38 protein-coding genes are annotated in these 22,949 nt (G+C 53.6%); 35 read left to right on the top strand and 3 right to left on the bottom strand.

The features are described from left to right. A partial coding sequence (locus ABJM03_RS13515; protein WP_348417851.1) for a hypothetical protein occupies positions 1-74 on the top strand: 74 nt, incomplete at its 5' end. A 171-nt stretch (positions 75-245) separates the two neighbouring features. Continuing rightward, entirely contained in the window at positions 246-788 is a 543-nt protein-coding gene (locus ABJM03_RS13510; RefSeq protein WP_348418312.1) for a superoxide dismutase family protein, read from the top strand. Positions 789-851: 63 nt separating this feature from the next. On the opposite strand, the gene ABJM03_RS13505 is transcribed toward ABJM03_RS13510, so the two are convergent. Beyond that, positions 852-1,883 (bottom strand): fatty acid desaturase, encoded by a 1,032-nt coding sequence (locus ABJM03_RS13505; RefSeq protein WP_348418310.1) that lies wholly within the window; start codon positions 1,881-1,883, stop codon positions 852-854. Positions 1,884-2,275: 392 nt separating this feature from the next. Between ABJM03_RS13505 and rpsJ the strand changes: the two genes are divergently transcribed. The 14 genes from rpsJ (at position 2,276) to ABJM03_RS13435 (ending at position 10,291) form a co-directional block, all read left to right on the top strand. Then, complete coding sequence (rpsJ, locus tag ABJM03_RS13500) at positions 2,276-2,593, top strand: 30S ribosomal protein S10 (protein ID WP_025063450.1); 318 nt, start codon at positions 2,276-2,278, stop codon at positions 2,591-2,593. Positions 2,594-2,611: 18 nt separating this feature from the next. Next, on the top strand, positions 2,612-3,346 hold the full coding sequence (gene rplC / locus ABJM03_RS13495; protein WP_348418308.1) for a 50S ribosomal protein L3: 735 nt from the start codon (positions 2,612-2,614) through the stop codon (positions 3,344-3,346). Further along, positions 3,343-3,960 carry a 50S ribosomal protein L4 gene (gene rplD / locus ABJM03_RS13490; RefSeq protein WP_348418306.1) on the top strand — a complete coding sequence of 206 codons (618 nt, stop codon included), beginning with the start codon at positions 3,343-3,345 and terminating at the stop codon, positions 3,958-3,960. The genes rplC and rplD overlap by 4 nt, the downstream gene beginning before the upstream one ends. Beyond that, positions 3,957-4,253: a 50S ribosomal protein L23 gene (locus ABJM03_RS13485; protein WP_348418304.1), complete on the top strand. Its 297-nt coding sequence runs from the start codon at positions 3,957-3,959 to the stop codon at positions 4,251-4,253. Before rplD ends, ABJM03_RS13485 begins: the two co-directional genes overlap by 4 nt. Before the next feature lie 413 nt (positions 4,254-4,666). Continuing rightward, complete coding sequence (locus ABJM03_RS13480) at positions 4,667-4,873, top strand: cold-shock protein (RefSeq protein ID WP_267167296.1); 207 nt, start codon at positions 4,667-4,669, stop codon at positions 4,871-4,873. A gap of 167 nt (positions 4,874-5,040) precedes the next feature. Then, the gene (locus tag ABJM03_RS13475) at positions 5,041-5,451 is read left to right on the top strand and encodes a hypothetical protein (RefSeq protein ID WP_348418302.1); all 411 of its coding nucleotides are present in this window, start codon (positions 5,041-5,043) and stop codon (positions 5,449-5,451) included. Positions 5,452-5,457: 6 nt separating this feature from the next. Continuing rightward, entirely contained in the window at positions 5,458-6,366 is a 909-nt protein-coding gene (locus ABJM03_RS13470; protein ID WP_348418300.1) for a hypothetical protein, read from the top strand. 195 nt (positions 6,367-6,561) lie between these two features. Then, positions 6,562-7,404 (top strand): 50S ribosomal protein L2, encoded by an 843-nt coding sequence (rplB, locus tag ABJM03_RS13465; RefSeq protein WP_348418298.1) that lies wholly within the window; start codon positions 6,562-6,564, stop codon positions 7,402-7,404. A 3-nt stretch (positions 7,405-7,407) separates the two neighbouring features. Beyond that, complete coding sequence (rpsS, locus tag ABJM03_RS13460) at positions 7,408-7,686, top strand: 30S ribosomal protein S19 (protein ID WP_348418296.1); 279 nt, start codon at positions 7,408-7,410, stop codon at positions 7,684-7,686. Positions 7,687-7,689: 3 nt separating this feature from the next. Continuing rightward, positions 7,690-8,070, top strand: coding sequence for a 50S ribosomal protein L22 (gene rplV / locus ABJM03_RS13455; protein ID WP_348418294.1), 381 nt, complete (start codon positions 7,690-7,692; stop codon positions 8,068-8,070). Next, a complete protein-coding gene (gene rpsC / locus ABJM03_RS13450) occupies positions 8,070-8,777 on the top strand; it encodes a 30S ribosomal protein S3 (RefSeq protein ID WP_348418292.1) in 708 nt (235 codons plus the stop codon). Before rplV ends, rpsC begins: the two co-directional genes overlap by 1 nt. Before the next feature lie 11 nt (positions 8,778-8,788). After that, positions 8,789-9,202, top strand: coding sequence for a 50S ribosomal protein L16 (rplP, locus tag ABJM03_RS13445; protein ID WP_348418291.1), 414 nt, complete (start codon positions 8,789-8,791; stop codon positions 9,200-9,202). 134 nt (positions 9,203-9,336) lie between these two features. Continuing rightward, positions 9,337-9,960: a hypothetical protein gene (locus ABJM03_RS13440; RefSeq protein WP_348418289.1), complete on the top strand. Its 624-nt coding sequence runs from the start codon at positions 9,337-9,339 to the stop codon at positions 9,958-9,960. Between the two features lie 133 nt (positions 9,961-10,093). Then, positions 10,094-10,291, top strand: coding sequence for a hypothetical protein (locus tag ABJM03_RS13435; protein ID WP_348418287.1), 198 nt, complete (start codon positions 10,094-10,096; stop codon positions 10,289-10,291). A 51-nt stretch (positions 10,292-10,342) separates the two neighbouring features. On the opposite strand, the gene ABJM03_RS13430 is transcribed toward ABJM03_RS13435, so the two are convergent. Continuing rightward, entirely contained in the window at positions 10,343-10,951 is a 609-nt protein-coding gene (locus ABJM03_RS13430; protein ID WP_348418285.1) for a 2OG-Fe(II) oxygenase family protein, read from the bottom strand. 169 nt (positions 10,952-11,120) lie between these two features. Between ABJM03_RS13430 and rpmC the strand changes: the two genes are divergently transcribed. The 15 genes from rpmC to ABJM03_RS13355 all read left to right on the top strand — a co-directional run bounded on the left by rpmC (position 11,121) and on the right by ABJM03_RS13355 (position 19,447). Further along, positions 11,121-11,327, top strand: coding sequence for a 50S ribosomal protein L29 (rpmC, locus tag ABJM03_RS13425; RefSeq protein ID WP_335750290.1), 207 nt, complete (start codon positions 11,121-11,123; stop codon positions 11,325-11,327). 15 nt (positions 11,328-11,342) lie between these two features. Further along, a complete protein-coding gene (gene rpsQ, locus ABJM03_RS13420) occupies positions 11,343-11,579 on the top strand; it encodes a 30S ribosomal protein S17 (protein ID WP_348418283.1) in 237 nt (78 codons plus the stop codon). A gap of 113 nt (positions 11,580-11,692) precedes the next feature. Further along, positions 11,693-12,061 carry a 50S ribosomal protein L14 gene (gene rplN, locus ABJM03_RS13415; protein WP_025045929.1) on the top strand — a complete coding sequence of 123 codons (369 nt, stop codon included), beginning with the start codon at positions 11,693-11,695 and terminating at the stop codon, positions 12,059-12,061. Position 12,062: 1 nt separating this feature from the next. Then, positions 12,063-12,368: a 50S ribosomal protein L24 gene (gene rplX / locus ABJM03_RS13410; RefSeq protein WP_348418280.1), complete on the top strand. Its 306-nt coding sequence runs from the start codon at positions 12,063-12,065 to the stop codon at positions 12,366-12,368. After that, the gene (rplE, locus tag ABJM03_RS13405) at positions 12,368-12,931 is read left to right on the top strand and encodes a 50S ribosomal protein L5 (protein ID WP_348418278.1); all 564 of its coding nucleotides are present in this window, start codon (positions 12,368-12,370) and stop codon (positions 12,929-12,931) included. The genes rplX and rplE overlap by 1 nt, the downstream gene beginning before the upstream one ends. Before the next feature lie 19 nt (positions 12,932-12,950). Further along, entirely contained in the window at positions 12,951-13,256 is a 306-nt protein-coding gene (gene rpsN / locus ABJM03_RS13400) for a 30S ribosomal protein S14 (protein WP_348418276.1), read from the top strand. Positions 13,257-13,268: 12 nt separating this feature from the next. After that, positions 13,269-13,661: a 30S ribosomal protein S8 gene (rpsH, locus tag ABJM03_RS13395; protein WP_348418274.1), complete on the top strand. Its 393-nt coding sequence runs from the start codon at positions 13,269-13,271 to the stop codon at positions 13,659-13,661. A 10-nt stretch (positions 13,662-13,671) separates the two neighbouring features. Continuing rightward, positions 13,672-14,205 (top strand): 50S ribosomal protein L6, encoded by a 534-nt coding sequence (rplF, locus tag ABJM03_RS13390; RefSeq protein ID WP_348418272.1) that lies wholly within the window; start codon positions 13,672-13,674, stop codon positions 14,203-14,205. A 12-nt stretch (positions 14,206-14,217) separates the two neighbouring features. Continuing rightward, the gene (rplR, locus tag ABJM03_RS13385; RefSeq protein WP_348418270.1) at positions 14,218-14,577 is read left to right on the top strand and encodes a 50S ribosomal protein L18; all 360 of its coding nucleotides are present in this window, start codon (positions 14,218-14,220) and stop codon (positions 14,575-14,577) included. 102 nt (positions 14,578-14,679) lie between these two features. Beyond that, the gene (gene rpsE, locus ABJM03_RS13380; protein WP_348418268.1) at positions 14,680-15,261 is read left to right on the top strand and encodes a 30S ribosomal protein S5; all 582 of its coding nucleotides are present in this window, start codon (positions 14,680-14,682) and stop codon (positions 15,259-15,261) included. Between the two features lie 2 nt (positions 15,262-15,263). Then, positions 15,264-15,452 carry a 50S ribosomal protein L30 gene (gene rpmD / locus ABJM03_RS13375; RefSeq protein WP_299025152.1) on the top strand — a complete coding sequence of 63 codons (189 nt, stop codon included), beginning with the start codon at positions 15,264-15,266 and terminating at the stop codon, positions 15,450-15,452. A 178-nt stretch (positions 15,453-15,630) separates the two neighbouring features. After that, on the top strand, positions 15,631-16,647 hold the full coding sequence (locus ABJM03_RS13370) for an acyltransferase (protein WP_348418266.1): 1,017 nt from the start codon (positions 15,631-15,633) through the stop codon (positions 16,645-16,647). A gap of 190 nt (positions 16,648-16,837) precedes the next feature. After that, positions 16,838-17,323, top strand: a complete 486-nt coding sequence (rplO, locus tag ABJM03_RS13365) for a 50S ribosomal protein L15 (RefSeq protein WP_348418264.1) — start codon at positions 16,838-16,840, stop codon at positions 17,321-17,323. 115 nt (positions 17,324-17,438) lie between these two features. After that, positions 17,439-18,803 (top strand): preprotein translocase subunit SecY, encoded by a 1,365-nt coding sequence (secY, locus tag ABJM03_RS13360; RefSeq protein ID WP_348418263.1) that lies wholly within the window; start codon positions 17,439-17,441, stop codon positions 18,801-18,803. Continuing rightward, complete coding sequence (locus ABJM03_RS13355; protein ID WP_348418262.1) at positions 18,800-19,447, top strand: adenylate kinase; 648 nt, start codon at positions 18,800-18,802, stop codon at positions 19,445-19,447. The genes secY and ABJM03_RS13355 overlap by 4 nt, the downstream gene beginning before the upstream one ends. Before the next feature lie 61 nt (positions 19,448-19,508). Here ABJM03_RS13355 and ABJM03_RS13350 read toward each other — a convergent pair whose 3' ends face one another. Then, positions 19,509-20,186 (bottom strand): DUF2461 domain-containing protein, encoded by a 678-nt coding sequence (locus ABJM03_RS13350; protein ID WP_348418261.1) that lies wholly within the window; start codon positions 20,184-20,186, stop codon positions 19,509-19,511. A gap of 273 nt (positions 20,187-20,459) precedes the next feature. Here ABJM03_RS13350 and rpsM point away from each other — a divergent pair, with 273 nt between their 5' ends. The 4 genes from rpsM to rplQ all read left to right on the top strand — a co-directional run bounded on the left by rpsM (position 20,460) and on the right by rplQ (position 22,924). Further along, on the top strand, positions 20,460-20,828 hold the full coding sequence (gene rpsM, locus ABJM03_RS13345) for a 30S ribosomal protein S13 (protein ID WP_348418259.1): 369 nt from the start codon (positions 20,460-20,462) through the stop codon (positions 20,826-20,828). A 15-nt stretch (positions 20,829-20,843) separates the two neighbouring features. Continuing rightward, the gene (gene rpsK / locus ABJM03_RS13340) at positions 20,844-21,233 is read left to right on the top strand and encodes a 30S ribosomal protein S11 (protein WP_007206630.1); all 390 of its coding nucleotides are present in this window, start codon (positions 20,844-20,846) and stop codon (positions 21,231-21,233) included. 117 nt (positions 21,234-21,350) lie between these two features. Further along, complete coding sequence (locus tag ABJM03_RS13335) at positions 21,351-22,367, top strand: DNA-directed RNA polymerase subunit alpha (RefSeq protein ID WP_025059518.1); 1,017 nt, start codon at positions 21,351-21,353, stop codon at positions 22,365-22,367. A 140-nt stretch (positions 22,368-22,507) separates the two neighbouring features. After that, entirely contained in the window at positions 22,508-22,924 is a 417-nt protein-coding gene (gene rplQ / locus ABJM03_RS13330; protein WP_025059519.1) for a 50S ribosomal protein L17, read from the top strand. Positions 22,925-22,949 lie beyond the last annotated feature (25 nt).

Here is a 22,949-nt window from a genome sequence, read left to right as displayed (position 1 = left end):
ACGGTCTGCGCTTTGCGATCCGTGAAGGCGGCCGTACGGTTGGCGCGGGCGTTGTGTCCAAAATCAAAGAATAATCCCGCCGGCCCATCGGGCCTAAGGTGAGATACGAAAGGCCGCTCCTGAAAAGGGGCGGCCTTTTTGGTATTTGGTGATCAGAAGGGTACACGGATTTTTTACCCGGTGTTCCGGAACTCTGTATTCATTGGGGCGTTATACTTCGTGTAGATACATGGGAGTGCACCACAATGGATAAACGATTTATTAAACTACTCGCGACATGCGCAGTTGTTAGCGCGGGAACGCCGCTGGTTGCGGAAACTCATGAAAATGCAGAGATCGCAACGGCACAGCTGGTTGGCTTGGATGGTGATAAGATCGGCACAGCGACGCTGACCCAAGGCTCTGGAGGCGTTCTTATCCACGTCAAAGTCGAGGGCCTCACTCCGGGTAAGCATGGGCTTCACCTGCATGCGATTGGCGAGTGTGCCGGCGATCACGGCTTTAAGTCAGCCAAGGGGCACGTAGGCTTGATTGAGGGCGGTCACGGTCTGCTCAATCCCGAAGGGCCGGAACCGGGTGACCTGCCTAATATCTTTGTTGGCAGTGACGGTGAAGGCGAGATGGAGGCTTTTACCACCTTCGTTTCGTTGGTAGGGGGTGACAATAACCTTTTGGATGTTGATGGGTCATCTTTGCTGATCCATGAAGGGCCGGATGATCACCGGTCCCAGCCGATTGGTGGTTCGGGCGGGCGTGTTGCTTGCGGCACGATTGCCAAAGCCGGGTAGGCAAAAAAATAGCCGCGCTTATCAGCGCGGCTATTTTTGTGATTTAGTATAGAACCCGGCCTATCAGGCTACTGCTTTAGCATCCCGGAAGGAGAGCAGCCGTTTTGAACCTTCGTCCCACAGGTGCAGGCGGGCGTTTGCCAAGCTCTCCCTGATGGTCATACGGTTGATATCTGCAAGGCCGCCATGGTCGCGCAGGACCTCGGGTAGGCGATAGAAGGGGATGCGGCTATAGAGGTGATGCACGTGGTGGATGCCGATATTTGCGCTCAGCCACTGAAGCATTGCTGGGAGAACATAGTAAGAGCTGCCCTGCAGGGCAGCTTCATGCAGATCCCAATTGTCGGCTTCTTCCCAATGGCTCGTCTCGAACTGGTGCTGCACGTAAAACAGCCATACACCTGCGGTAGCGGCGAGCAGGGTGGTCGGGACAAATATCAGGAGGATCGGCATCAGGCCACCGAAATACCAGATGACGGAGAGTGCCGCGATGATAACCGCGTTGGTACCCATGGCGCTCATCCAATATCGTGCTTTTGCCATAAGCCCGAAAGGTAGGCGGTTCTTCAGGAAGAAGATATAGCCGGGCCCGAGGCCGAAGAGGACAAGTGGATGGCGATACATGCGGTACTGCAGCTTTTTGAGTGGTGACAGCGCGCGATATTCGGCGACAGTTAGCATATCGACGTCACCAATCCCCCGTTGACCCAAGTGACCGGAGGAGCTGTGGTGTATTGAATGTGCACGTCGCCAGACGTCGTAAGGGGTCAACGTTAATACGCCAATCGACCGGCCGACCCAATCGCTGAGCTTGCGGTTTTTGAAAAACGATGCGTGGCCGCAGTCATGTTGAATGGCAAACAGCCTTAGCAAAAACGCAGCGTTTAGCACCGAAATGCCCAGTGCGATCCACGGGCTGATGGACAGGGACCACCATGCCAGAGCCCAAAGGGCAACGAATGGGCCGATTGTGACGCCCAATTCATAGAAACTACGCCATGTGCTGGGTTCGCGGTAGTTGGCGAGTACTTTAATCCAGTCGCGTGCGCGGGTTTGGTCCGGTATGATTGGAAAATCACCTGAATACTGGTTCATATGCCTGCTTCTTGTTGTTGCTCCGGTCTTGATAGCGAAAACCAGCCGGCGAACAACTTATAAAACCCTGATCGAGGTTAACATTCCGCAAACGTGAAGAGGCCAGCCTTTGTACCAGTCCTGTGATATGGCGATTTGCCGCGGCTCAGGATGGATCCGTGTGGTCCCAGAAGGGTCGGGCGCGGGCAGGGAAGAATGACACCGGCCGAATGAAGAATAAAGATTGGCAAATTCCATCTTGCCACGTGGCGCGACTCCCCCTATATGCGCCCATATTGATCGGGGTGTGCCATTGGCGTGCCCCGTTTACGTTAGACTAAAGCGCGAAGAGGGGGCACGATGAGCGTGCGTCCTCCAATCCGTCTCCATCCCGAAGACAAGGGATTTGTATTATGGCTGCCAGCCAGAACATCCGTATTCGCCTCAAGGCGTTTGACTATCGGGTGCTTGATGCCTCCACACAGGAAATCGTCAACACCGCCAAGCGCACAGGCGCTTCCGTTCGCGGCCCCATTCCGCTGCCGAACAAAATCGAAAAATTCACTGTTTTGCGTGGTCCCCACGTAGACAAGAAATCCCGTGACCAGTTCGAAATCCGCACGCACAAGCGCCTGCTGGATATCGTTGATCCGACCCCCCAGACCGTTGACGCGCTGATGAAGCTCGACCTCGCCGCTGGTGTGGACGTCGAGATCAAGCTGCAGTCATAAGCGTAGGAGGGTAATATTATGTTGCGCTCAGGCGTTATTGCAAAAAAGATGGGCATGACCCGTCTGTTCATGGAAGACGGTAAGCAGATTCCTGTAACCGTACTTCAGCTCGACAACCTTCAGGTTGTTGCACAGCGTACCATCGAAAAGGACGGCTATGTTGCTGTTCAGCTCGGTGCAGGCACCGCAAAAGCAAAGCGTACATCCAAAGCGATGCGCGGTCACTTTGCCGCTGCCAAGGTTGAACCAAAGCGTAAAGTTGCTGAATTCCGCATCGACGCGGAAGCGATGATTGCTGTTGGCGAAGAGATCGTTGCCGATCACTACTTCGCTGGTCAGTATGTCGACGTTGCAGGCACTTCTATCGGTAAAGGTTTTGCCGGTGCGATGAAGCGTCACAACTTTGGCGGTCTTCGTGCGACACACGGTGTTTCCATCTCTCACCGTTCGCATGGTTCCACAGGTCAGTGTCAGGATCCCGGTAAGGTTTTCAAAGGCAAGAAAATGGCCGGTCACATGGGTGCTGCCCGTGTTACCACTCAGAACCTTGAAGTTGTTAAAACAGACGCAGCACGCGGCCTGATCATGGTCAAAGGCGCTGTTCCTGGCTCCAAAGGTGGTTGGGTGACTGTTAAGGATGCGGTTAAAAAGCCCTTCCCTGACGCCGCTGTTGTCCCTGCTGCTCTGAAATCAGCAGCTGCTCCTGCAGCTGAAGCACCCGCAGACGCTCCTGCGGAAGGTGGTGAAGCATGAAACTAGACGTCATCAAACTCGACGGCGGCGCCGCCGGATCTATTGATCTGGACGAAGCGCTGTTCGGTCTTGAGCCACGTGCAGACGTTCTGCACCGTGTGGTTCGCTGGCAGCGTAACAACGCTCAGGCGGGTACGCACAAGGTTAAGACACGCCGTGAAGTCAGCTACTCCACCAAGAAGATCTATCGCCAAAAAGGCACCGGTGGCGCACGCCACGGCGCTCGCTCGGCTCCGATCTTTCGTGGGGGCGGTATCTACAAGGGTCCAACTCCTCGTAGCCACGGCCACGAGCTGACCAAAAAGTTCCGTAAACTGGGTCTGCGCATGGCGCTCTCCGCTAAGGCAAAAGCCGGCGCGTTGGTCATCATCGACGATGCAGCATCGGACGGGAAAACATCCGCACTGGCCAAACAGGTTAAATCCTTGGGTTGGAAGCGGGCGTTGATCATTGACGGCGCAGCCGTGAATGAGAACTTCCTGCAAGCCGCGCGCAACATTGACGGTCTGGACATCCTGCCGACAATGGGCGCTAACGTATATGATATCCTCAAGCGTGATACGCTCGTCATCACCAAAGCAGGTATCGAAGCACTGGAGGCCCGTTTGAAATGAGCGCGAAGCCAGAACATTACGACGTGATCCGCAAGCCGATCATCACAGAAAAAGCGACAATGGCATCAGAAGCCAATGCCGTGGTTTTCGAAGTGGCGATCGACAGCAACAAGCCAATGATCAAAGAAGCTGTTGAAGCTCTCTTTGGTGTTAAGGTGAAGGCCGTGAACACGTCCATCACCAAAGGCAAAGTAAAGCGCTTCCGCGGCCGCATTGGTACACGTAAAGACGTGAAAAAAGCCTATGTGACGCTGGAAGAAGGCAACACAATCGACGTATCCACCGGCTTGTAAGCCTAAAGGATGCTGAATTTAGAAGGCCCTGCTGGCAACAGCGGGGCCTTTTTCCGTTTGGCCTGTGACGGATCGCTTCCAGCACCACTCAGGCGCCGCACTGTCCTCCAGTCCTTCTCGTGGGGGCATTGCTCATTGTCGGGGGGGGGGCGTCCATGCTCTCCTACGCCTCGTCACTGTGTACGACACCCCGATAGATCAACGGTTCGGCCGGGCTTTGCCCGAGCTTGGTGCGCGACAATTGGCGGGCAACAGAGATAGCGCTTGCGTTCGAACTCACAAAGGCGCATGGCAGGGGTGCGACGTTACTATATCTATCGGAATTACTGCTCCTTACGGCTCAGTCTTACGATCTTTGAACGACTTAGCCGACCTGCCGCATTTCGTGGGCAGTTAAAACAAGGAATACACTAATGGCCACTGGTACAGTAAAATGGTTCAACACAACTAAAGGCTTCGGCTTTATCGCTCCCGATGGCGGCAGCAAAGACGTGTTTGTACACATCTCTGCAGTTGAGCAAGCAGGCCTCACAGGCCTGTCCGATGATCAGAAAGTTACTTTCGACATCGAAGCCGGCCGCGACGGCCGCGAATCCGCGACAAACATCGCACTGGCATAAGCTGGTTCGGCCCTGCGAGGGGCTGAGGTTTTAGAGAATTTGGAAGGGCGTAGCTGTGAGGCTGCGCCCTTTTTGTTTGGTTTGAGGTGTCCCATTACATTGAAGTCTTCTTGTGCTTAGTAAGTAACTCTGAAATCACTGCGGGTTATCAGACTTGAGGATTTGAAATGGCGAGCGACTTTCAGCTGAAGCGCATTGACGATAGAAGTTTATTCAAAATTTTGAAAAAGGCTAAGGAGGCTGGGCAGTCCAAGCTGAATTCTCTTGAGGGGGATATCGGCGGGAGCGCAGCCGAAATTAAAATGACCTTTTCTTCCGCGTTGCCATGGACGATTTCCGAAGAGGACTTGCAGTCGGCGCCATCGGGGCAGTTTGTGATATCGGCAGCAAGCCTCACATTCACGGTGCAAGTCGCTGAGCGAAATCAATCTCGACAAGAGAGCGTTAGTTTTCAGTTCTCAAGAGGTGGCAATGGCACACTGCTTGATAAACTAAGTATCTCACAAAGTAGTCAAATTTCTGCTATGAACAAAGAGAGCAATCAAGCTGTGCAAAAGGCAATACATGCTGAGCTATAGACGCTATTGCAGCCAGTTGCACCGGAGGACGGAGGTTTAATTCCGACACTCTCAAATTTATCTGAAGCCTTTAATACTACCTATCAGCGGATTGCTGAGGAACTGTCTGATGCAGTTGCTTCAGTTAGTAAGGAGCGGACCGCGCAAATTACTGAGTTTGAAGCTGAAAGGAAACGTCTTCAAGAAGTAGTTGCAATCGAAAAGGCTTCAGTTCTGAAAGACGCGCGCGCCGAAATTGAAATGCAAAAAGAAGACCTGGCGAAAGAAAAAAGAAGAATTTCAGAAGAGTGGTTAAAGCTTGAGGTGAGTAGTCATAAAGACTCTCGACGAAAGCAGTTTGAGTTACTTCAAGATAATCTTAAGCAGGATCTACTTGAACCTTTGGCAGATAGGGGGCTTCGCAAGACACGGTGGGCTGTATTTGTAGCACTTGTTTTTGCAGGTTTTGGAGCGGGTTTTTTTTCCTATATCAGCATTGTTGCCCAGCCAGCCAATCTAGAAACTACTGCAGGCTGGGTGTTCCCCGCAATTCGGTCTTTGGTGCTTACGTTCGCTTCACTTGCTTCGTTTCTTGGTGCAGCTGCATGGTTGAGGTACTTTTATATTCGAGACTTTCAGGCTCAGGAGGAATTGCGACGATTCCGTAACGACATGGCTCGTGCATCATGGGTAATGGATGCAGCGCTTGAAATAAGGAAAGAGCACGATGAGGAAATTCCACCGGAATGGATAGACGGCGTCACCGAAGGACTTTTTTCGTCTCAGAAAAAGGATGCCCTTGAAGATGGCGCGCAGGCACTTGCTGCGCTGTTGGGGATGAGTGCTTCAGCTTCATTCGGGCCGAACGGAACATCTGTTGAGCTTGGAAAGAAAGGTGCGAAGGCAATAGCCACAGCCGCTAAAGATCGAGAATAGTACATAATAACGTTCTTCACTCTTCCTCTCCCTTGACCCCGCTCCCACCACACCCTAAGGAACCCCATCGGCACAGCCCCAGATTCGTCTGGGGTTTTGTTGTTGTTCGCAAGAACATCTCTACTGGGACCTTCGGGGCCCTCTAACCACAGCGGACCTACGGGGCCGCATACAAGCAAACGGAAGACAGAGAACATGGCACTCAAGTCGTACAAACCGACGACGCCAGGCCAGCGCGGGCTGGTACTGATTGACCGTTCGGAGCTTTGGAAAGGCCGCCCAGTTAAAGCCCTCACAGAGGGTCTTAGCAAGCATGGCGGACGGAACAACACCGGACGGATCACAATGCGTCGCAAGGGTGGTGGTGCAAAGCGCCTCTACCGCATCGTAGATTTCAAGCGCAACAAGCTGGACGTAACAGCAACTGTTATGCGCATTGAATATGACCCTAACCGGACCGCGTTCATCGCACTGGTAAAATACGCAGACGGCGAGCAGGCTTATATCCTCGCGCCTCAGCGGATCGCGATTGGTGATCAGGTCGTGGCATCTGCCAAGGCAGACATCAAACCCGGTAACGCAATGCCCTTCTCCGGCATGCCGATCGGTACAATCATTCACAACATCGAGATGAAGCCAGGCAAAGGCGGCCAGATCGCCCGTGCAGCCGGTACATACGCCCAATTCGTTGGTCGTGATGGTGGCTATGCGCAGATTCGTCTGTCATCCGGTGAATTGCGTCTTGTCCGTCAGGAATGCATGGCCACTGTTGGTGCCGTGTCCAACCCCGACAACTCCAACCAGAACTACGGTAAAGCGGGCCGCATGCGTCACAAGGGCATCCGTCCAAGTGTTCGTGGTGTGGTCATGAACCCGATTGACCACCCACACGGTGGTGGTGAAGGTCGTACGTCTGGTGGTCGTCACCCGGTTACTCCATGGGGTAAGCCAACCAAGGGTGCCAAGACTCGTAACAAGAAAAAAGCGTCAAGCAGCCTGATCATCCGGTCGCGCCACGCCAAGAAGAAGGGGCGTTAATTTATGTCTCGTTCAGTATGGAAAGGTCCTTTTGTTGACTCTTATGTCCTCAAAAAGGCCGAAGCTACTCGTGAGAGCGGTCGTAACGAAGTGATCAAAATCTGGTCGCGCCGTTCCACGATCCTGCCTCAGTTTGTTGGCCTGACATTCGGTGTCTACAACGGTCACAAGCATATCCCTGTAAACGTCACAGAAGACATGATCGGTCAAAAGTTTGGTGAGTATTCGCCAACGCGTACCTATTATGGTCACGCAGCTGACAAAAAAGCGAAGCGGAAATAAGCCATGAGCAAGGATAAAAATCCCCGCCGCGTGGCAGACAATGAAGCACGTGCAAAACTGCGCATGTTGAAAACGTCGCCGCAGAAACTTAACCTCGTCGCCGCGATGATCCGTGGCAAGAAGGTAGACAAGGCCCTCACGGACCTGACCTTCTCCAAAAAGCGTATCGCTGTTGACGTGAAGAAATGCCTTCAGTCCGCGATCGCCAACGGCGAAAACAACCACAACCTCGACGTGGATGAGCTGATCGTGGCCGAAGCCTATGTCGGCAAGAACATGACACTCAAGCGCGGTCGCCCGCGTGCACGTGGCCGTTTCGGTAAACTGCTCAAGCCGTTTGCAGAAATCACCATCGTCGTACGTCAGGTTGAGGAGCAAGCATAATGGGTAATAAAGTAAATCCGATCGGCATGCGTCTTCAGGTCAACCGCACCTGGGACAGCCGCTGGTACGCTGATACCAAAGACTATGGCGATCTGCTTCTTGAAGACCTCGCAATCCGCGCGTTCATCAAGAAAGAGTGCCATCAGGCCGGTATCTCCCGTGTGATCATCGAGCGTCCGCACAAAAAGTGCCGTGTTACGATCCACACAGCACGTCCTGGTGTGATCATCGGCAAAAAAGGTGCGGACATCGAAGGTCTGCGCAAGAAACTTGCCGCGTTCACAGATTCTGAATTGCACCTCAACATCGTTGAAGTTCGCAAGCCAGAGCTGGATGCTGCTCTTGTTGGTGAATCCATCGCGCAGCAGCTCGAGCGTCGTGTATCCTTCCGTCGCGCTATGAAGCGTGCGGTACAGAACGCCATGCGTATGGGTGCCCTTGGTATCCGTGTGAACCTTGCTGGCCGTCTTGGCGGTGCAGAAATCGCGCGTACCGAATGGTACCGTGAGGGTCGCGTTCCGCTCCACACACTGCGTGCGGATATCGACTATGCACATGTCGAAGCAATGACTGCCTATGGCATCATCGGCATCAAGACGTGGATCTTCAAAGGCGAGATCATGGAACATGATCCAGCTGCCCGTGACCGTAAGGCACAAGAAATGCAAGACGGCCCAGCACCTCGTGGTGCCGGCGGTCGGCGTTAAGGAGTAGATAGATGCTACAGCCAAAACGTACGAAATTCCGTAAGCAGTTCAAAGGCTCCATCAAGGGGCTGGCGAAGGGCGGGTCTGACCTGAACTTCGGTACTTACGGCCTCAAGGCGCTGGAGCCCGAGCGGGTTACAGCACGCCAGATCGAAGCTGCACGCCGTGCCATGACGCGTCACATGAAGCGTCAAGGCCGTGTCTGGATCCGCATCTTCCCTGATGTTCCAGTAACCTCCAAGCCCGTCGAAGTTCGTATGGGTAAAGGTAAAGGTTCCGTGGACTTCTGGGCATGCAAAGTGAAGCCTGGCCGCGTGATGTTTGAAATCGATGGCGTCACTGACGACATCGCCCGTGAGGCCTTGCGCCTTGCTGCGATGAAGCTGCCGATCAAAACACGCGTCGTAGTCCGCGAAGACTGGTAAAGGACGAAAACGCTTAGCGTTTTCTGTCCAGCCGGAGGCAGGGTATTTCTACGAAATGCCCGTTCCGGCACCGCTTGAAATAAGGAGCCCCCGCTGTGATGAACGGCGGGGGCTTTTCCCATTGGAGTGACGAGATGCGTATTACGTTTGACTGGAATTGTATAATCGAAGTTGAAGAAGGTAGGTCGCAAGCGGGGTCCGTGCGAAAATTAGTTGAGCACCACCGTATGGGGAATGTTGAGGTGGCTTTGCTAGCGGCATCCGCTTCTGAGAACACTCCATCCACGGATTTGAGCGGAGGGCGCAAATTTCCGGGAAGTGCACTACTATTTAAGGAACGTGTAGACAGCTTGGGATGGGGCGATTTACCAATCGTGCTGATGCCAGCGGTATTCGGTCTGAGCTATTGGGATTATTGCTACTTTGTTGGTGATGGAGACGCCTTTGAGAGTGATATTGATGCTCTGTGGGCTGTGATTGCACCGAAAGTACCAAGAAAACCGAAAGATTTTCTACCAGCTGGAGAAGAGATGAACGATGAGATGGTTCAATCACCACAGTTAGCAAAATGGCGAAACACTTGGTGTGACGTGATCTCAGCGTACTCACATATTAATGATGGCCGCGACGTATTCATAACTCGGAACACTAAAGACTTTCAGAAAAAGTCGGAAGCATTAGCCGAATTGGGAATGCGCGATATTGCTGATCCAAATGAAATGCTCAAACGAATAGTTGGTAGTCAGCATTACGACTAAAGACCATTCCTCTCCCATCAGTTGCGCTCGAACATTGGAAGAACGGAACCTCATTTTAATGTCACTACTGGATATTAGCTGTTTCCAAGGGTAGCGTCGACTTACTTCGAGAGCCACACCCAAAGGACACCCCATGAAACACGTCCCAAAGCCCACCACAGACGAAGACCTTATCAAAGCCTTCCTCGACAAAGGTGGTGAGATCAAGAAGGGCAAGACCAAGCCCATGCCCGAGGACCTTGGCCTGTCCAACAATCAGTGGGGCAATAAGATGACCAAGGAAGAGAAGGCCTTGGTCAAGGAGCAGGAAGAGGCGCGCAAAAAGCGGTAGGGTGGGTGCAACCCATCACTTTGCCTCGCTCAAAGGTGGGTTTTACCCACCCTACGCCCAGCTGTAGTTAAAACTCACCGAAATCCGGTCGTCCTCGGACATATTCATCGGCACCTCGTGGCGGATGAAGCTTTCCCAAAGCAGCACATCGCCCACAGCCGGCGCGACATAGTGAAAGTTCTTCAGCTCCTCTGGTGCGTCTTTCTGGCGGGCAGGGGAGGCCATCATCATTGGCAGGCGGGGGTCTTCGAATTTTATCGCGCTGGCATCTTCTGGCATTGCGACATAGGTTGTGCCGCTGATCACCGAGTGAGGGTGGATGTGGCCGGTGTGGATGCCGCCTTCGGGTAGGATGTTAATCCAGATATCTTCCAGCTTCAGTTCGCGGCCATCCAGATTCAGGGCCAGATCCTTTGCAAAGGCCGCGACATGTGCGTCCAATGCCTTGATCACCTCGGCAAAGATCGGAAAGCGCCAACCTAGATCGGTGAGGGAGGCATAAGACGTATAGCCCGGATATCCGTTTTCCTCACACCATTCCTGGCCGGCCTCGTCATCCTCGGCAATGGAGTAACAGGAGGCCTCCAGTTCATTTGCATCAATCGGGCCAAGGGGCGCTTGGTACAGGCGGGTCACGAAGAGGGATTTGATCTGTGTCATAGGCTGTCTTTATGCTGCAATTGCCAATACCACCAGTAGGTATGGTCGATAAGGTGCAATAGGGGTTGCGTCAAAGGGGGATTGCGCCTAAACGGCAGCTTCATCATGAACTCCACCAGAATCATGGTCACCCTCTTGGGGCCTACTGGTGATGTTGAAAGGAAGCGATATGATCGCCAAAGAACTGCATGACAAGACGCCGGACCAGCTCCGTGACGAACTTGTTAACCTGAAGAAAGAAGCGTTCAACCTGCGTTTCCAGCAAGCCACCGGCCAGCTGGAAAACCCAGCACGCCTGCGCACAGTCAAACGTGACGTGGCCCGTGTGAAAACAGTGTTGAACCAAAAAGCAGCATCCGCTGCGACAGACGCGTAAGAGGAGCCTAGACCTATGCCAAAGCGTATCCTGACAGGCACCGTAACCTCGGACGCCAATGAACAGACAGTAACTGTATCCGTAGAGCGTCGCTTTACGCACCCGGTTCTGAAAAAGACCATTCGTAAGTCCAAAAAATACCGGGCGCACGATGAGAACAACACATTCAAAGTGGGCCAGCAGGTCCGCATTATTGAATGCCCACCACGTTCCAAAACCAAGCGTTGGGAAGTAATCACTGCGGAAGCATGATTCTTTGCGCGGTCACCCTTGTGGGCGGCCGCGTTACTCGTTCCTGAGTAACAACTTAATCGAAACCCTAGGGATCAGGCACGCATCGCCCCCTACAGGTCGGGAGAAACCAAATGATCCAGATGCAGACCAACCTGGATGTTGCTGACAACAGCGGCGCTCGCCGTGTTCAGTGCATCAAGGTCCTGGGTGGTTCCAAGCGTAAGTACGCATCCGTTGGCGACATTATTGTCGTCTCGGTAAAGGAAGCCATTCCACGCGGCCGTGTTAAGAAAGGTGACGTGCGTAAAGCCGTTGTCGTTCGTACCGCAAAAGAAGTTCGTCGTGACGATGGCACAGCCATCCGTTTTGACCGCAACGCAGCTGTTATTCTGAATAACAACAACGAGCCAGTCGGCACCCGTATCTTTGGGCCGGTTGTTCGTGAGCTTCGCGGCAAAAACTTCATGAAAATCATCTCGCTCGCTCCGGAGGTGCTGTAATATGGCTGCCAAGCTGAAAAAAGGTGACACTGTCATCGTGCTGGCCGGTAAGGACAAAGGCAAAGAGGGCAAAATTGCCTCCGTTGATCCTAAATCCAACAAAGCTGTCGTAGACGGGATCAACGTCTATGTCCGCGCCACACGTCAAACCCAAGAGTCCCAGGGCGGCCGCATCCCCAAAGCGATGCCAATCGACCTGAGCAACCTCGCAATCAAGGATGCCAACGGCAAGCCTTCGCGTGTCGGGTTTAAAATGGATGGCGAAAACAAAGTTCGTTTCGCCAAGACAACAGGGGATGTAATCTGATGCTCGACACTGCAACATATACACCCCGCCTTAAGGCCGATTTCCAGAACCGCATCCGTGCGGCGCTGAAAGAAGAGTTCGGCTATAAGAACGACATGCAGATCCCACGTTTGGACAAAATCGTTCTGAACATCGGTTGTGGCGCAGAAGCTGTTCGTGACAGCAAGAAAGCCAAATCCGCTCAGGAAGATTTGACAGCGATCGCTGGTCAAAAAGCACTCACCACCATTGCCAAGAAATCCATCGCGGGTTTCCGGGTACGTGAAGAGATGCCTTTGGGCGCGAAAGTTACCCTTCGCGGTGACCGCATGTATGAATTCCTTGATCGTCTGATCACGATTGCAATGCCACGTATCCGCGACTTCCGCGGCATCAAAGGCACCTCTTTTGACGGCCGTGGCAACTATGCCATGGGCATGAAAGAGCACATCGTGTTCCCTGAAATCGACTTTGATAAAGTTGATGAAACATGGGGTATGGACATCATCATCGCCACTACGGCGAAAACCGACGCAGAAGCGAAAGCCATGTTGAAGCTCTTCAACATGCCGTTCAACTCGTAAGCGCGGGAAGGGAAAAGATATGGCTAAGAAATCCATGATCGCACGCGAGAAAAAGCGTGAAGCACTGGTCAAGAAATACGCCGCCAAGCGTGCGGAGTTGAAAGCAATCATCTCCGACGAGACAAAGCCAATGGAAGAGCGTTTCCGCGCCTCCCTGAAGCTGGCGAAACTGCCACGCAACTCTTCTGCTGTGCGTCTGCACAACCGTTGCCAGCTGACAGGTCGTCCTCACGCTTACTACCGTAAACTGAAAATCTCGCGTATCGCGCTTCGTGATCTTGGCTCCGCAGGCCAGATCCCGGGCATGGTCAAGTCGAGCTGGTAAGGAGCGCATCACATGAACGATCCTATCGCAGATATGCTGACACGCATCCGCAACAGCCAACTTCGCGGCAAGTCCACAGTCATGACACCAGCTTCCAAGCTGCGTGCGTGGGTGCTCGACGTGCTGGCCGACGAAGGCTACATCCGTGGCTATGAAAAGATGACAGGTGCCGATGGCCACCCCGCCATCGAGATCAGCCTGAAGTATTACGAAGGCGAGCCCGTCATTCGTGAACTCAAGCGTATCTCCAAGCCAGGCCGCCGCGTCTATTTGGGCGCACAAGACATCCCAACAGTCCGTCAGGGCCTGGGTGTGTCGATTGTCTCCACCCCTCAGGGTGTGATGTCGGACGCAAGCGCACGCGCAGCCAACGTTGGCGGCGAAGTGCTCTGCACCGTATTCTAAGGAGAAATTGATGTCTCGTATTGGTAAAAAAGCGGTCGAACTGCCCAGTGGCGTTACTGCCTCTGTCAGCGGCCAAACCATCGAAGTGAAGGGCCCTAAAGGGGTCCGGACCTTCAAAGCAACCGATGATGTCACGATGACCGTTGAAGAGAACGCTGTAAGCGTTACTCCTCGCGGGAAGTCCAAGCGCGCGCGTCAGCAGTGGGGTATGAGCCGCACAATGATCGCAAACCTGGTCACTGGTGTAACAGCGGGTTTCAAGAAAGAGCTTGAGATCCAAGGTGTTGGTTACCGTGCTGCCATGACTGGCAACACATTGAAACTGAACCTCGGCCTGTCCCACGACGTTGACTACACCGCACCTGAAGGTGTGACTGTAACAGCGCCAAAGCAGACCGAAATCGTTGTGGAAGGCATTGACGAACAGCTTGTTGGTCAAGTCGCTGCGAACATCCGCGCATGGCGCAAGCCCGAGCCCTATAAGGGCAAAGGCATTCGCTATAAGGGTGAATTCGTCTTCCGCAAAGAAGGCAAGAAGAAGTAAGGAACGCAAAAGATGGCAAACAGCAAAAGACAACTGTTCATCAAACGCCGCTTGCGCGTTCGGAACAAACTTCGTCGTACCAACCGTGGGCGCATGCGTCTTTCGGTTCACCGCTCCAACAAGAACATCAGCGTTCAGCTGATTGATGATGTAAACGGCGTAACAGTCGCTTCCGCATCCTCGCTTGAAAAGGATTTCGGTGTTGTTGGTAAAAACAACATTGAAGCGGCTCAAAAAGTAGGCGCGGCAATTGCCGAGCGTGCGAAAGAAGCTGGCGTTGAAGAAGCGTATTTCGATCGCGGTGGTTTCCTCTTCCACGGTAAAGTGAAGGCCTTGGCCGACGCTGCCCGTGAAGGTGGTTTGAAAATCTAAAACTTGTAGGCGGCCCTCGTGGCCGCCTCGATGACCCGGGAGCATCCGCTCACCAAGGGTTGAGACAGAAGGGCAATTGCCCGCAAAACTAAGGAGGCCAAGATGGCCAGAGATGAAAACCGCGGCGGTAACCGCCGTAACCAGCGCGACGAAGCGCCAGAATTCGCTGACCGTCTGGTCGCGATCAACCGCGTATCCAAAACTGTAAAAGGCGGTAAGCGCTTTGGTTTTGCTGCGCTCGTCGTTGTTGGCGACCAAAAAGGCCGTGTAGGTTTCGGTAAAGGTAAAGCGAAAGAGGTTCCTGAAGCCATTCGCAAAGCCACCGAGCAAGCCAAGCGCCAAATGATCCGCGTGCAACTGCGCGAAGGTCGTACGCTGCACCACGACATGTCCGGCCGTCACGGCGCAGGCAAGGTGATCATGCGCACAGCGCCAGAAGGTACTGGTATTATTGCTGGTGGTCCAATGCGCGCCGTGTTCGAGATGCTGGGCGTCAAAGACGTTGTGTCCAAATCGATCGGTTCGCAGAACCCTTACAACATGATCCGCGCCACCATGGACGGATTGAAAAAAGAACAGTCCCCACGTTCTGTTGCGCAGCGTCGCGGTAAGAAAGTGGCTGACATTCTGCCCAAGCGTGAAGATGCATCCGATTCTTCCGCTCAAGTGGCTGAGGAGGCATAAGCATGGCCAAGACAATCGTGATCAAGCAGGTAGGTTCCCCTATCCGCCGCCCCGCAAAACAGCGTGCAACGCTGGTAGGCTTGGGCCTGAACAAAATGCACCGTGTGCGTGAGCTGGAAGATACACCTTCCGTCCGCGGTATGATCAACAAGATCAGCCACATGGTCGAGATCATCGAAGAAAAAGGCTAAGCTACTTTAGCTTTGACCCTTTAAGTTACAAAAGCCCTGCACGGTTGTGTGGGGCTTTTGCGTTTCATGTGTCCAAAAGTGTTCTGTGCTTGGAAATATCAATATATTGACGAAAAGTTTCATCGAATTCCCCTAATCTCATGGTTTAGTCTGAGCCATGACTGGTGGAATGCAACCGATGACGAACACACTGGGCGGATCAACTCCGCACGATCCGACACGTAGGGCCTATGCGATCGACAGCGCAAAGGGCGTCGGAATCCTGTTGGTGGTTTTCGGGCATGCGTGGCGTGGTTTGATGGGGGCAGGGGGGCTGCCTGACGGCGTTCTTTTCCGCACCGTTGATTATGCAGTCTATGCATTTCACATGCCGTTGTTCTTCTTCCTGTCCGGCTTACTGTTTCTCGATGTGCTCCGGCGATATAAGGGGCGAACATTGCTGCGGGGCAGGGTGGTGCGCCTGCTGTGGCCGATGGCCTTGTGGAGCTGGGTGTTCTTCGGGCTCAAGCTAGCCGCCGGGTCTGATGCCAACACGCCTGTGACCCTTGCTGATTTTCCACTTATTCCACTTCCACCCTATGAGCATCTATGGTTTTTGTGGGCACTGTTTTTATGCCAGACGTTGGTGATCGGAGCCTACGTCATTTGTGGTAAGCGACTTAACAACGGCGGCATTCAGGCAGCGGCGGCTGTTGCCGCTGTTGGCCTTGCGCTTTTGAACCCTTTCCTCTCGGTCCCCTCGCTAATTTGGGGGCCAATGGTCGAACATCTTCCTTATTTCCTAGCTGGTATTGGGGCCGGACGCTTTGTTTACTGGCGACCACGCGCCTTTATCGGGCTTTGTGCAGGGTTCGGTTTTGCATTGATGATTGCGTTACTCGGCCCGCAAAAGGCCAGTGTGCTCTGGTCGCTTGTTCTGGTGCTGTTGGGCTGGACCGTATGGCAAGCACTTGATCGAAGCGGCGATCATAGCGGGCTGATGTTGCGGCTGTTACGTTACCTCGGGGAGGTTTCAATGGTAATTTATCTGACCCATACAGCCTTTTCCGCAGCTTTGCGTATCGTTCTTATCAAGGCGGGCGTTGACGGGGTTACGGTGCTATTGGTGCTGACAGTTCTTATTGGGGTCGTGGGGCCGATTGTCGTCGGGATGATTGCGCGGCAACTGCGGTTTGCACGGGTTTTGGGCTTCTGACGGCTGGCTTTTGATCAACACGTTTTATTGAGTGGTGTCGCTGTTGTGTTTAGGGGGGACAAGCGACTTGATCCGGTCGCGTGCGGCGTCTATACGCCACCGGTAGCCTTGATTCCGGCTACACTAATTGAAACGCCGAGGTCATCCGCTCCCGTCGCTGGGGGGTGTATCCGGCAATAGGAGAAGCGACATGAAACTTCACGAACTTTCAGACAACCCGGGCGCAACCAAACCACGCAAACGCGTAGGCCGCGGTCCTGGTTCCGGCACCGGTAAAATGGGTGGCCGTGGTATCAAAGGTCAAAAATCCCGCTCGGGCGTGGCGATCAAAGGGTATGAAGGCGGCCAGATGCCCCTCTACCAACGTCTGCCAAAGCGTGGCTTCAGCAAGCCAAACCGCAAGACATACTCTGCCATCAACCTGGGCCTGATCCAGAAATTTGTTGATGCCGGCAAAATCGATATCAAAGCCGTCATCACCGAAGACGCGCTGGTCGCGGCAGGTGTTGTGCGCCGCAAGCGCGACGGCATTCGTATTCTGGCCAAAGGCGACTTTTCCGCCAAGCTGAACCTCGATGTAACAGGCGCGTCCAAATCCGCGGTTGAAGCAGTCGAGAAAGCGGGCGGTTCGTTGACCGTCAAAGCAGCGGCACCTGCGGCAGAAGCCTCCGAATAAGTCTTCGGTCTTGTGAGCGGCGCTCAAGCCGCTTACATTAAAGCTTAATGTTTTCCTTACGCCGCCCACCGGAAAACGGTTCGGGCGGCGTTTCGTTTATAAAGAGAGCCCTCACATGGTATCTGCCGTCGAGAATATGGCCGCCAATTCAAGCTGGTCTGCCTTTGGTAAGGCGACTGACTTGCGCCACCGCATCCTTTTTACGCTGGGTCTGTTGATCGTCTACCGTCTGGGGACCTTTATCCCTGTGCCTGGTATTGACGGTACCGCACTGCGCCAATTTATGGAGCAAGCGGGACAAGGCATTGGTGGCATGGTCTCAATGTTTACCGGTGGTGCTTTGGGGCGGATGGGTATCTTTGCTTTGGGTATTATGCCCTACATCTCGGCCTCGATTATCGTGCAGCTTCTGACGTCCATGGTGCCGTCGCTGGAGCAGCTCAAGAAAGAGGGTGAGCAGGGGCGTAAGAAAATCAATCAATACACCCGCTGGGGTACGGTGGCTCTGGCCACGGTGCAGTCCTACGGGCTTGCTGTTTCGCTTCAGGCCGGTGAAATCGCGGCTGATCCGGGCGCGTTTTTTATCGCTTCCTGCATGATCACGCTGGTTGGCGGTACAATGTTCCTGATGTGGCTGGGTGAACAGATCACAGCGCGCGGCATCGGCAACGGTATCTCACTGATCATTTTTGTCGGCATCATCGCCGAAGTTCCCGCTGCGATCGCACAATTCTTCGCCTCCGGCCGTTCAGGTGCGATCAGCCCTGCGGTGATTGTTGTCGTATTGGCAATGGTAATTGCGACGATCATGTTTGTGGTCTTCATGGAGCGCGCATTGCGCAAGATCCATATTCAATACCCGCGCCGTCAGGTGGGGATGAAAGTCTATGACGGCGGCTCCAGCCACCTGCCGATCAAGGTGAACCCAGCCGGTGTGATTCCCGCGATCTTCGCAAGCTCGCTATTGTTGCTACCGGTCACCATCAGCACATTCTCGGGTAACTCCACCAGCCCTGTAATGTCTTGGCTGCTTGCCAATTTCGGTCCCGGTCAACCGCTGTACCTGCTGTTCTTTATCGCGATGATCGTGTTCTTTGCATATTTCTACACGTTCAACGTAGCGTTCAAACCGGATGATGTGGCTGACAACCTCAAGAACCAGAATGGCTTTGTGCCAGGTATCCGTCCGGGTAAGAAAACAGCTGAGTATCTCGAGTATGTGGTGAACCGTATCCTCGTTCTTGGTGCAGCTTACCTTGCCGCGGTCTGTATCCTGCCCGAGATCCTTCGCGGCCAGTTTGCGATACCATTCTACTTTGGCGGTACATCGGTGCTGATCGTTGTTTCGGTGACGATGGACACCATTCAACAAGTTCAAAGCCACCTGTTGGCACATCAATATGAAGGTCTTCTGGAGAAGTCGCAGTTGCGCGGCAAGTCCGGCAAGGGCCGTAAAAAACGGAGCCCGGCGCGTAAATGAATATTATCCTCCTTGGGCCCCCAGGCGCGGGCAAAGGCACGCAAGCACGGCATCTGGTCGAGACCCGTAATATGGTCCAGCTCAGCACAGGTGACATGCTTCGCGAGGCCAAAGACAGCGGTTCGGAGATGGGCAACATCGTTGCTGATGTGATGGCGCGCGGTGCGCTCGTTACGGACGAGATCGTGATTGGTCTTATCCGTGAAAAGCTCACTGATAAATCGGAGCATGGCGGGTTCATTTTTGACGGCTTCCCACGGACGCTGGCCCAAGCGGACGCATTGGGTGAGCTGATGGCTGATGAGGGGCAGACCCTTGATGCAGTCATCGAAATGCGGGTGGATGATGAGGCTCTTGTTGGCCGTATCACGGCTCGTTCGACCTGTGCGGGCTGCGGTGAGGTTTATAACGACAACACCAAACCAATCCCTGCTGACGGCAAATGCGCCAATTGTGGTGCAACAGAATTCAAGCGTCGTGCGGACGACAATGAAGAAAGCCTGAAGACGCGTCTGATGGCCTACTACAAACAGACTTCGCCGCTGATTGGCTATTATTATGCCAAAGAGATGCTTAACGGAGTGAACGGTTTGGGTGAGATCGAAGATGTGCAGGCTGAAATCGCATCGGCGCTAGACGTTTAAATCAACCCACATCGCGAATGAAACGGGCCGGAGCGGTTAACGCTACCGGCCCGTTTCGTTTCTATCGCGCGTCATAGCTTAGGGCATTGCGCAGCCACGCATTCATGGGGCCGATAATCTCGGCGAGTGCGACCAACCGTTCAACAATATCCCCATTAAGCCACACCTCCTTGGGCTGATCCTGCCGGACGGTATATCCTTTGAGCTTTAGATAGGGGGCTAAGGCATGGCCTTCATGCTGTTTAAAGCCGCGCGGCATAGTTTTTAGGGTGTTATGGGTGCTAAGCGGATATCCTTTTGCTTCCAGAGTTTCGGCTATTTCGGCAAAATTTTCCGCATCTGCGATAATCCGGTCGCGCACGAGATTAAGCTGTGCTGTCTCCAGTTGGTAAAAGCCTGCCGCAAGGCGGCCATCTAACGGACCAACCTGAGCATAGACAACACCTGCTCTTTCCTTATTTGTTCCGGTCGGGGTGAGCATCCCGGACACATAGGATTTATAAAGTGTTTTATCCTTGGAAAACCGAATATCGCGGTTTTGCCGGAACATGGTTTTTTCACTGCCGATCAGGGGATAGCGGCTCCCCTCCAATAGCATGGTCGAAATGGATAGCATCCCCGCAAAGGGAAGGCGTGCATGTTCCTTGAGTGCGGCTTTGTTTTCCTCATACCACATGCGGTTGTTATTTTTCTCAAGCTGTCCCAACAGCTCAAAGGTCTTTTCGGTAAAGCCGGTCACATGCGCATCCTGTGTCAAAATTTTGATGGTTGACCGCAGAAGGTTGCAGTAATTAAGCAATCGTCAATTCCTGCTACCCCTGCGGGTTGACGCTTGGCATAAAACGACCTAGTCAGCAATATCTCGAAAGAGAATCAACCTGCGGAGTTGGTTGCTCCAATTCCCGCAAGATCACCTGATCAGCTTTAGCCCGTTGGCCATATTATGCCTCGGGCTTCATGTTGTGAAAAAAGGGTCCGGCATTACGGACCCGCAACGAAAAGGAAAGCTCACGTGGCACGTATTGCCGGCGTAAACATCCCGACTGCAAAGCGGGTTCCAATCGCCCTCACATATATCACCGGTATCGGTAACTCTTCGGCTCAGGCCATCTGCGAAGCTGTAGGCATCGACCTGACACGCCGCATCAACGAGTTGTCGGACACCGAAATCCTGAAAATCCGCGAGCACATCGACGAAAACTATACCGTCGAAGGTGACCTGCGTCGTGACACACAGATGAACATCAAACGTTTGATGGATCTGGGTTGCTACCGTGGCCTGCGCCACCGTCGTAACCTGCCTGTTCGCGGCCAGCGGACACACACCAACGCTCGCACTCGCAAAGGCCCCGCAAAGGCCATTGCCGGTAAGAAGAAATAAGGGAGGGCATAGATCATGGCACGCGATACAAAACGCACCAAGAAGAAGGTCTCCAAGAACATCGCCGCAGGTGTGGCGCATGTTAATTCTTCTTTCAACAACACAAAAATCCTCATCTCCGACGTGCAGGGCAATGCAATCGCATGGTCGTCTGCGGGTACAATGGGCTTCAAAGGGTCGCGTAAATCGACACCTTACGCTGCTCAGATGGCCGCCGAAGATGCAGGCAAAAAAGCACAAGATCACGGCGTGAAAACGCTGGAAGTCGAAGTGCAAGGCCCCGGTTCGGGCCGCGAGAGCGCGTTGCGCGCTTTGGCTGCTGCCGGTTTTAACATCACCTCGATCCGTGATGTAACGCCAATGGCCCACAACGGCTGTCGCCCACCAAAGCGTCGCCGCGTATAATTACGCCGAATTAATATTGGGGTCCGCGTTATTTTGCGCGGGCCCCGCACGAATTTCTGAAACCTCGGGAGTTTGCCCCGGACGGACATACGGGCGCGAACAAGAATGGAGGGACTAATGATCCACAAAAATTGGGCCGAACTGATCAAGCCAACACAGCTTGATGTAAAACCCGGCAACGATCCTGCACGTCAGGCGACCGTGATTGCAGAACCGCTCGAGCGCGGCTTTGGTCTCACAATGGGTAACGCGCTGCGCCGCGTTCTGATGAGCTCGCTGCAAGGTGCGGCCATCACATCTGTACAAATTGACAATGTTTTGCACGAATTCTCCAGCGTTGCTGGCGTTCGTGAAGACGTGACTGACATCATCCTGAACCTCAAAGGTGTTTCCATTCGCATGGAAGTCGAAGGGCCAAAGCGCCTGTCGATTTCGGCGAAAGGCCCTGGCGTTGTGACGGCGGGCGACATCAGCGAATCCGCTGGTATCGAAATCCTGAACCGTGACCACGTGATCTGCCACCTTGATGATGGTGCAGACATCTACATGGAGCTGATGGTTAACACTGGCAAAGGCTATGTGTCCGCGGACAAGAACAAGCCAGAAGACGCGCCAATCGGTCTTATTCCGATCGATGCGATCTACTCGCCTGTGAAAAAAGTCAGCTACGATGTTCAGCCTACCCGTGAAGGTCAGGTTCTGGACTATGACAAGCTGACAATGAAGGTTGAGACGGACGGCTCCCTGACACCTGACGATGCTGTAGCATTCGCTGCGCGCATCTTGCAGGATCAGCTGGGCATTTTCGTCAACTTCGACGAGCCTGAATCAGCTTCGCGTCAGGACGACGACGACGGCCTCGAGTTCAACCCGCTTCTGCTCAAGAAAGTGGACGAGCTGGAGCTGTCTGTACGTTCGGCGAACTGTCTCAAGAACGATAATATCGTGTATATTGGCGATCTGATCCAGAAAACCGAAGCAGAAATGCTGCGCACCCCGAACTTTGGCCGCAAATCTTTGAACGAGATCAAAGAAGTGTTGTCAGGCATGGGTCTGCACCTTGGCATGGACGTTGAGGACTGGCCACCGGACAACATCGAAGATCTGGCCAAGAAGTTCGAAGACAACTTCTAAGAACATGCGGGTTTCACCCACCCTACAGGGTGAAACCCGCCACAAACGATGGGCATCTGCCCCAAGGAGAGTTGACGCTACGCACGTCAGCCAGACAAAGCAAAACCGCCCGTAGAGGGCATATCTATTGGAGAACTAAAATGCGTCACGCACGTGGATACCGCCGTCTTAACCGCACACATGAGCACCGTAAGGCGCTCTGGGCCAACATGGCCGGCTCGTTGATCGAGCATGAGCAGATCAAGACAACCCTGCCAAAAGCCAAAGAATTGCGCCCGATCATTGAGAAAATGATCACGCTTGCCAAACGTGGTGATCTGCACGCACGCCGTCAGGCCCGCGCACGCCTTAAAGAAGACCAGTATGTCACAAAATTGTTCGACATCCTCGGCCCCCGCTACAAAGACCGCCAAGGTGGTTACGTGCGCGTGCTGAAAGCGGGCTTCCGTTATGGCGATATGGCGCCAATGGCGATCATCGAATTCGTAGACCGTGACCGCGACGCCAAAGGCGCTGCAGACAAGGCACGGGTTGCAGCTGAAGAAGCCGCAGAATAAGATTTCTCACTTTGTTGAGACGGAA

The sequence above is a fragment of the Sulfitobacter sp. genome (assembly GCF_039977885.1).
Lineage (GTDB): Bacteria > Pseudomonadota > Alphaproteobacteria > Rhodobacterales > Rhodobacteraceae > Sulfitobacter.
Note: the sequence above shows the minus strand (reverse complement) of the source record. Positions and strands in the feature narration are given on the sequence as shown.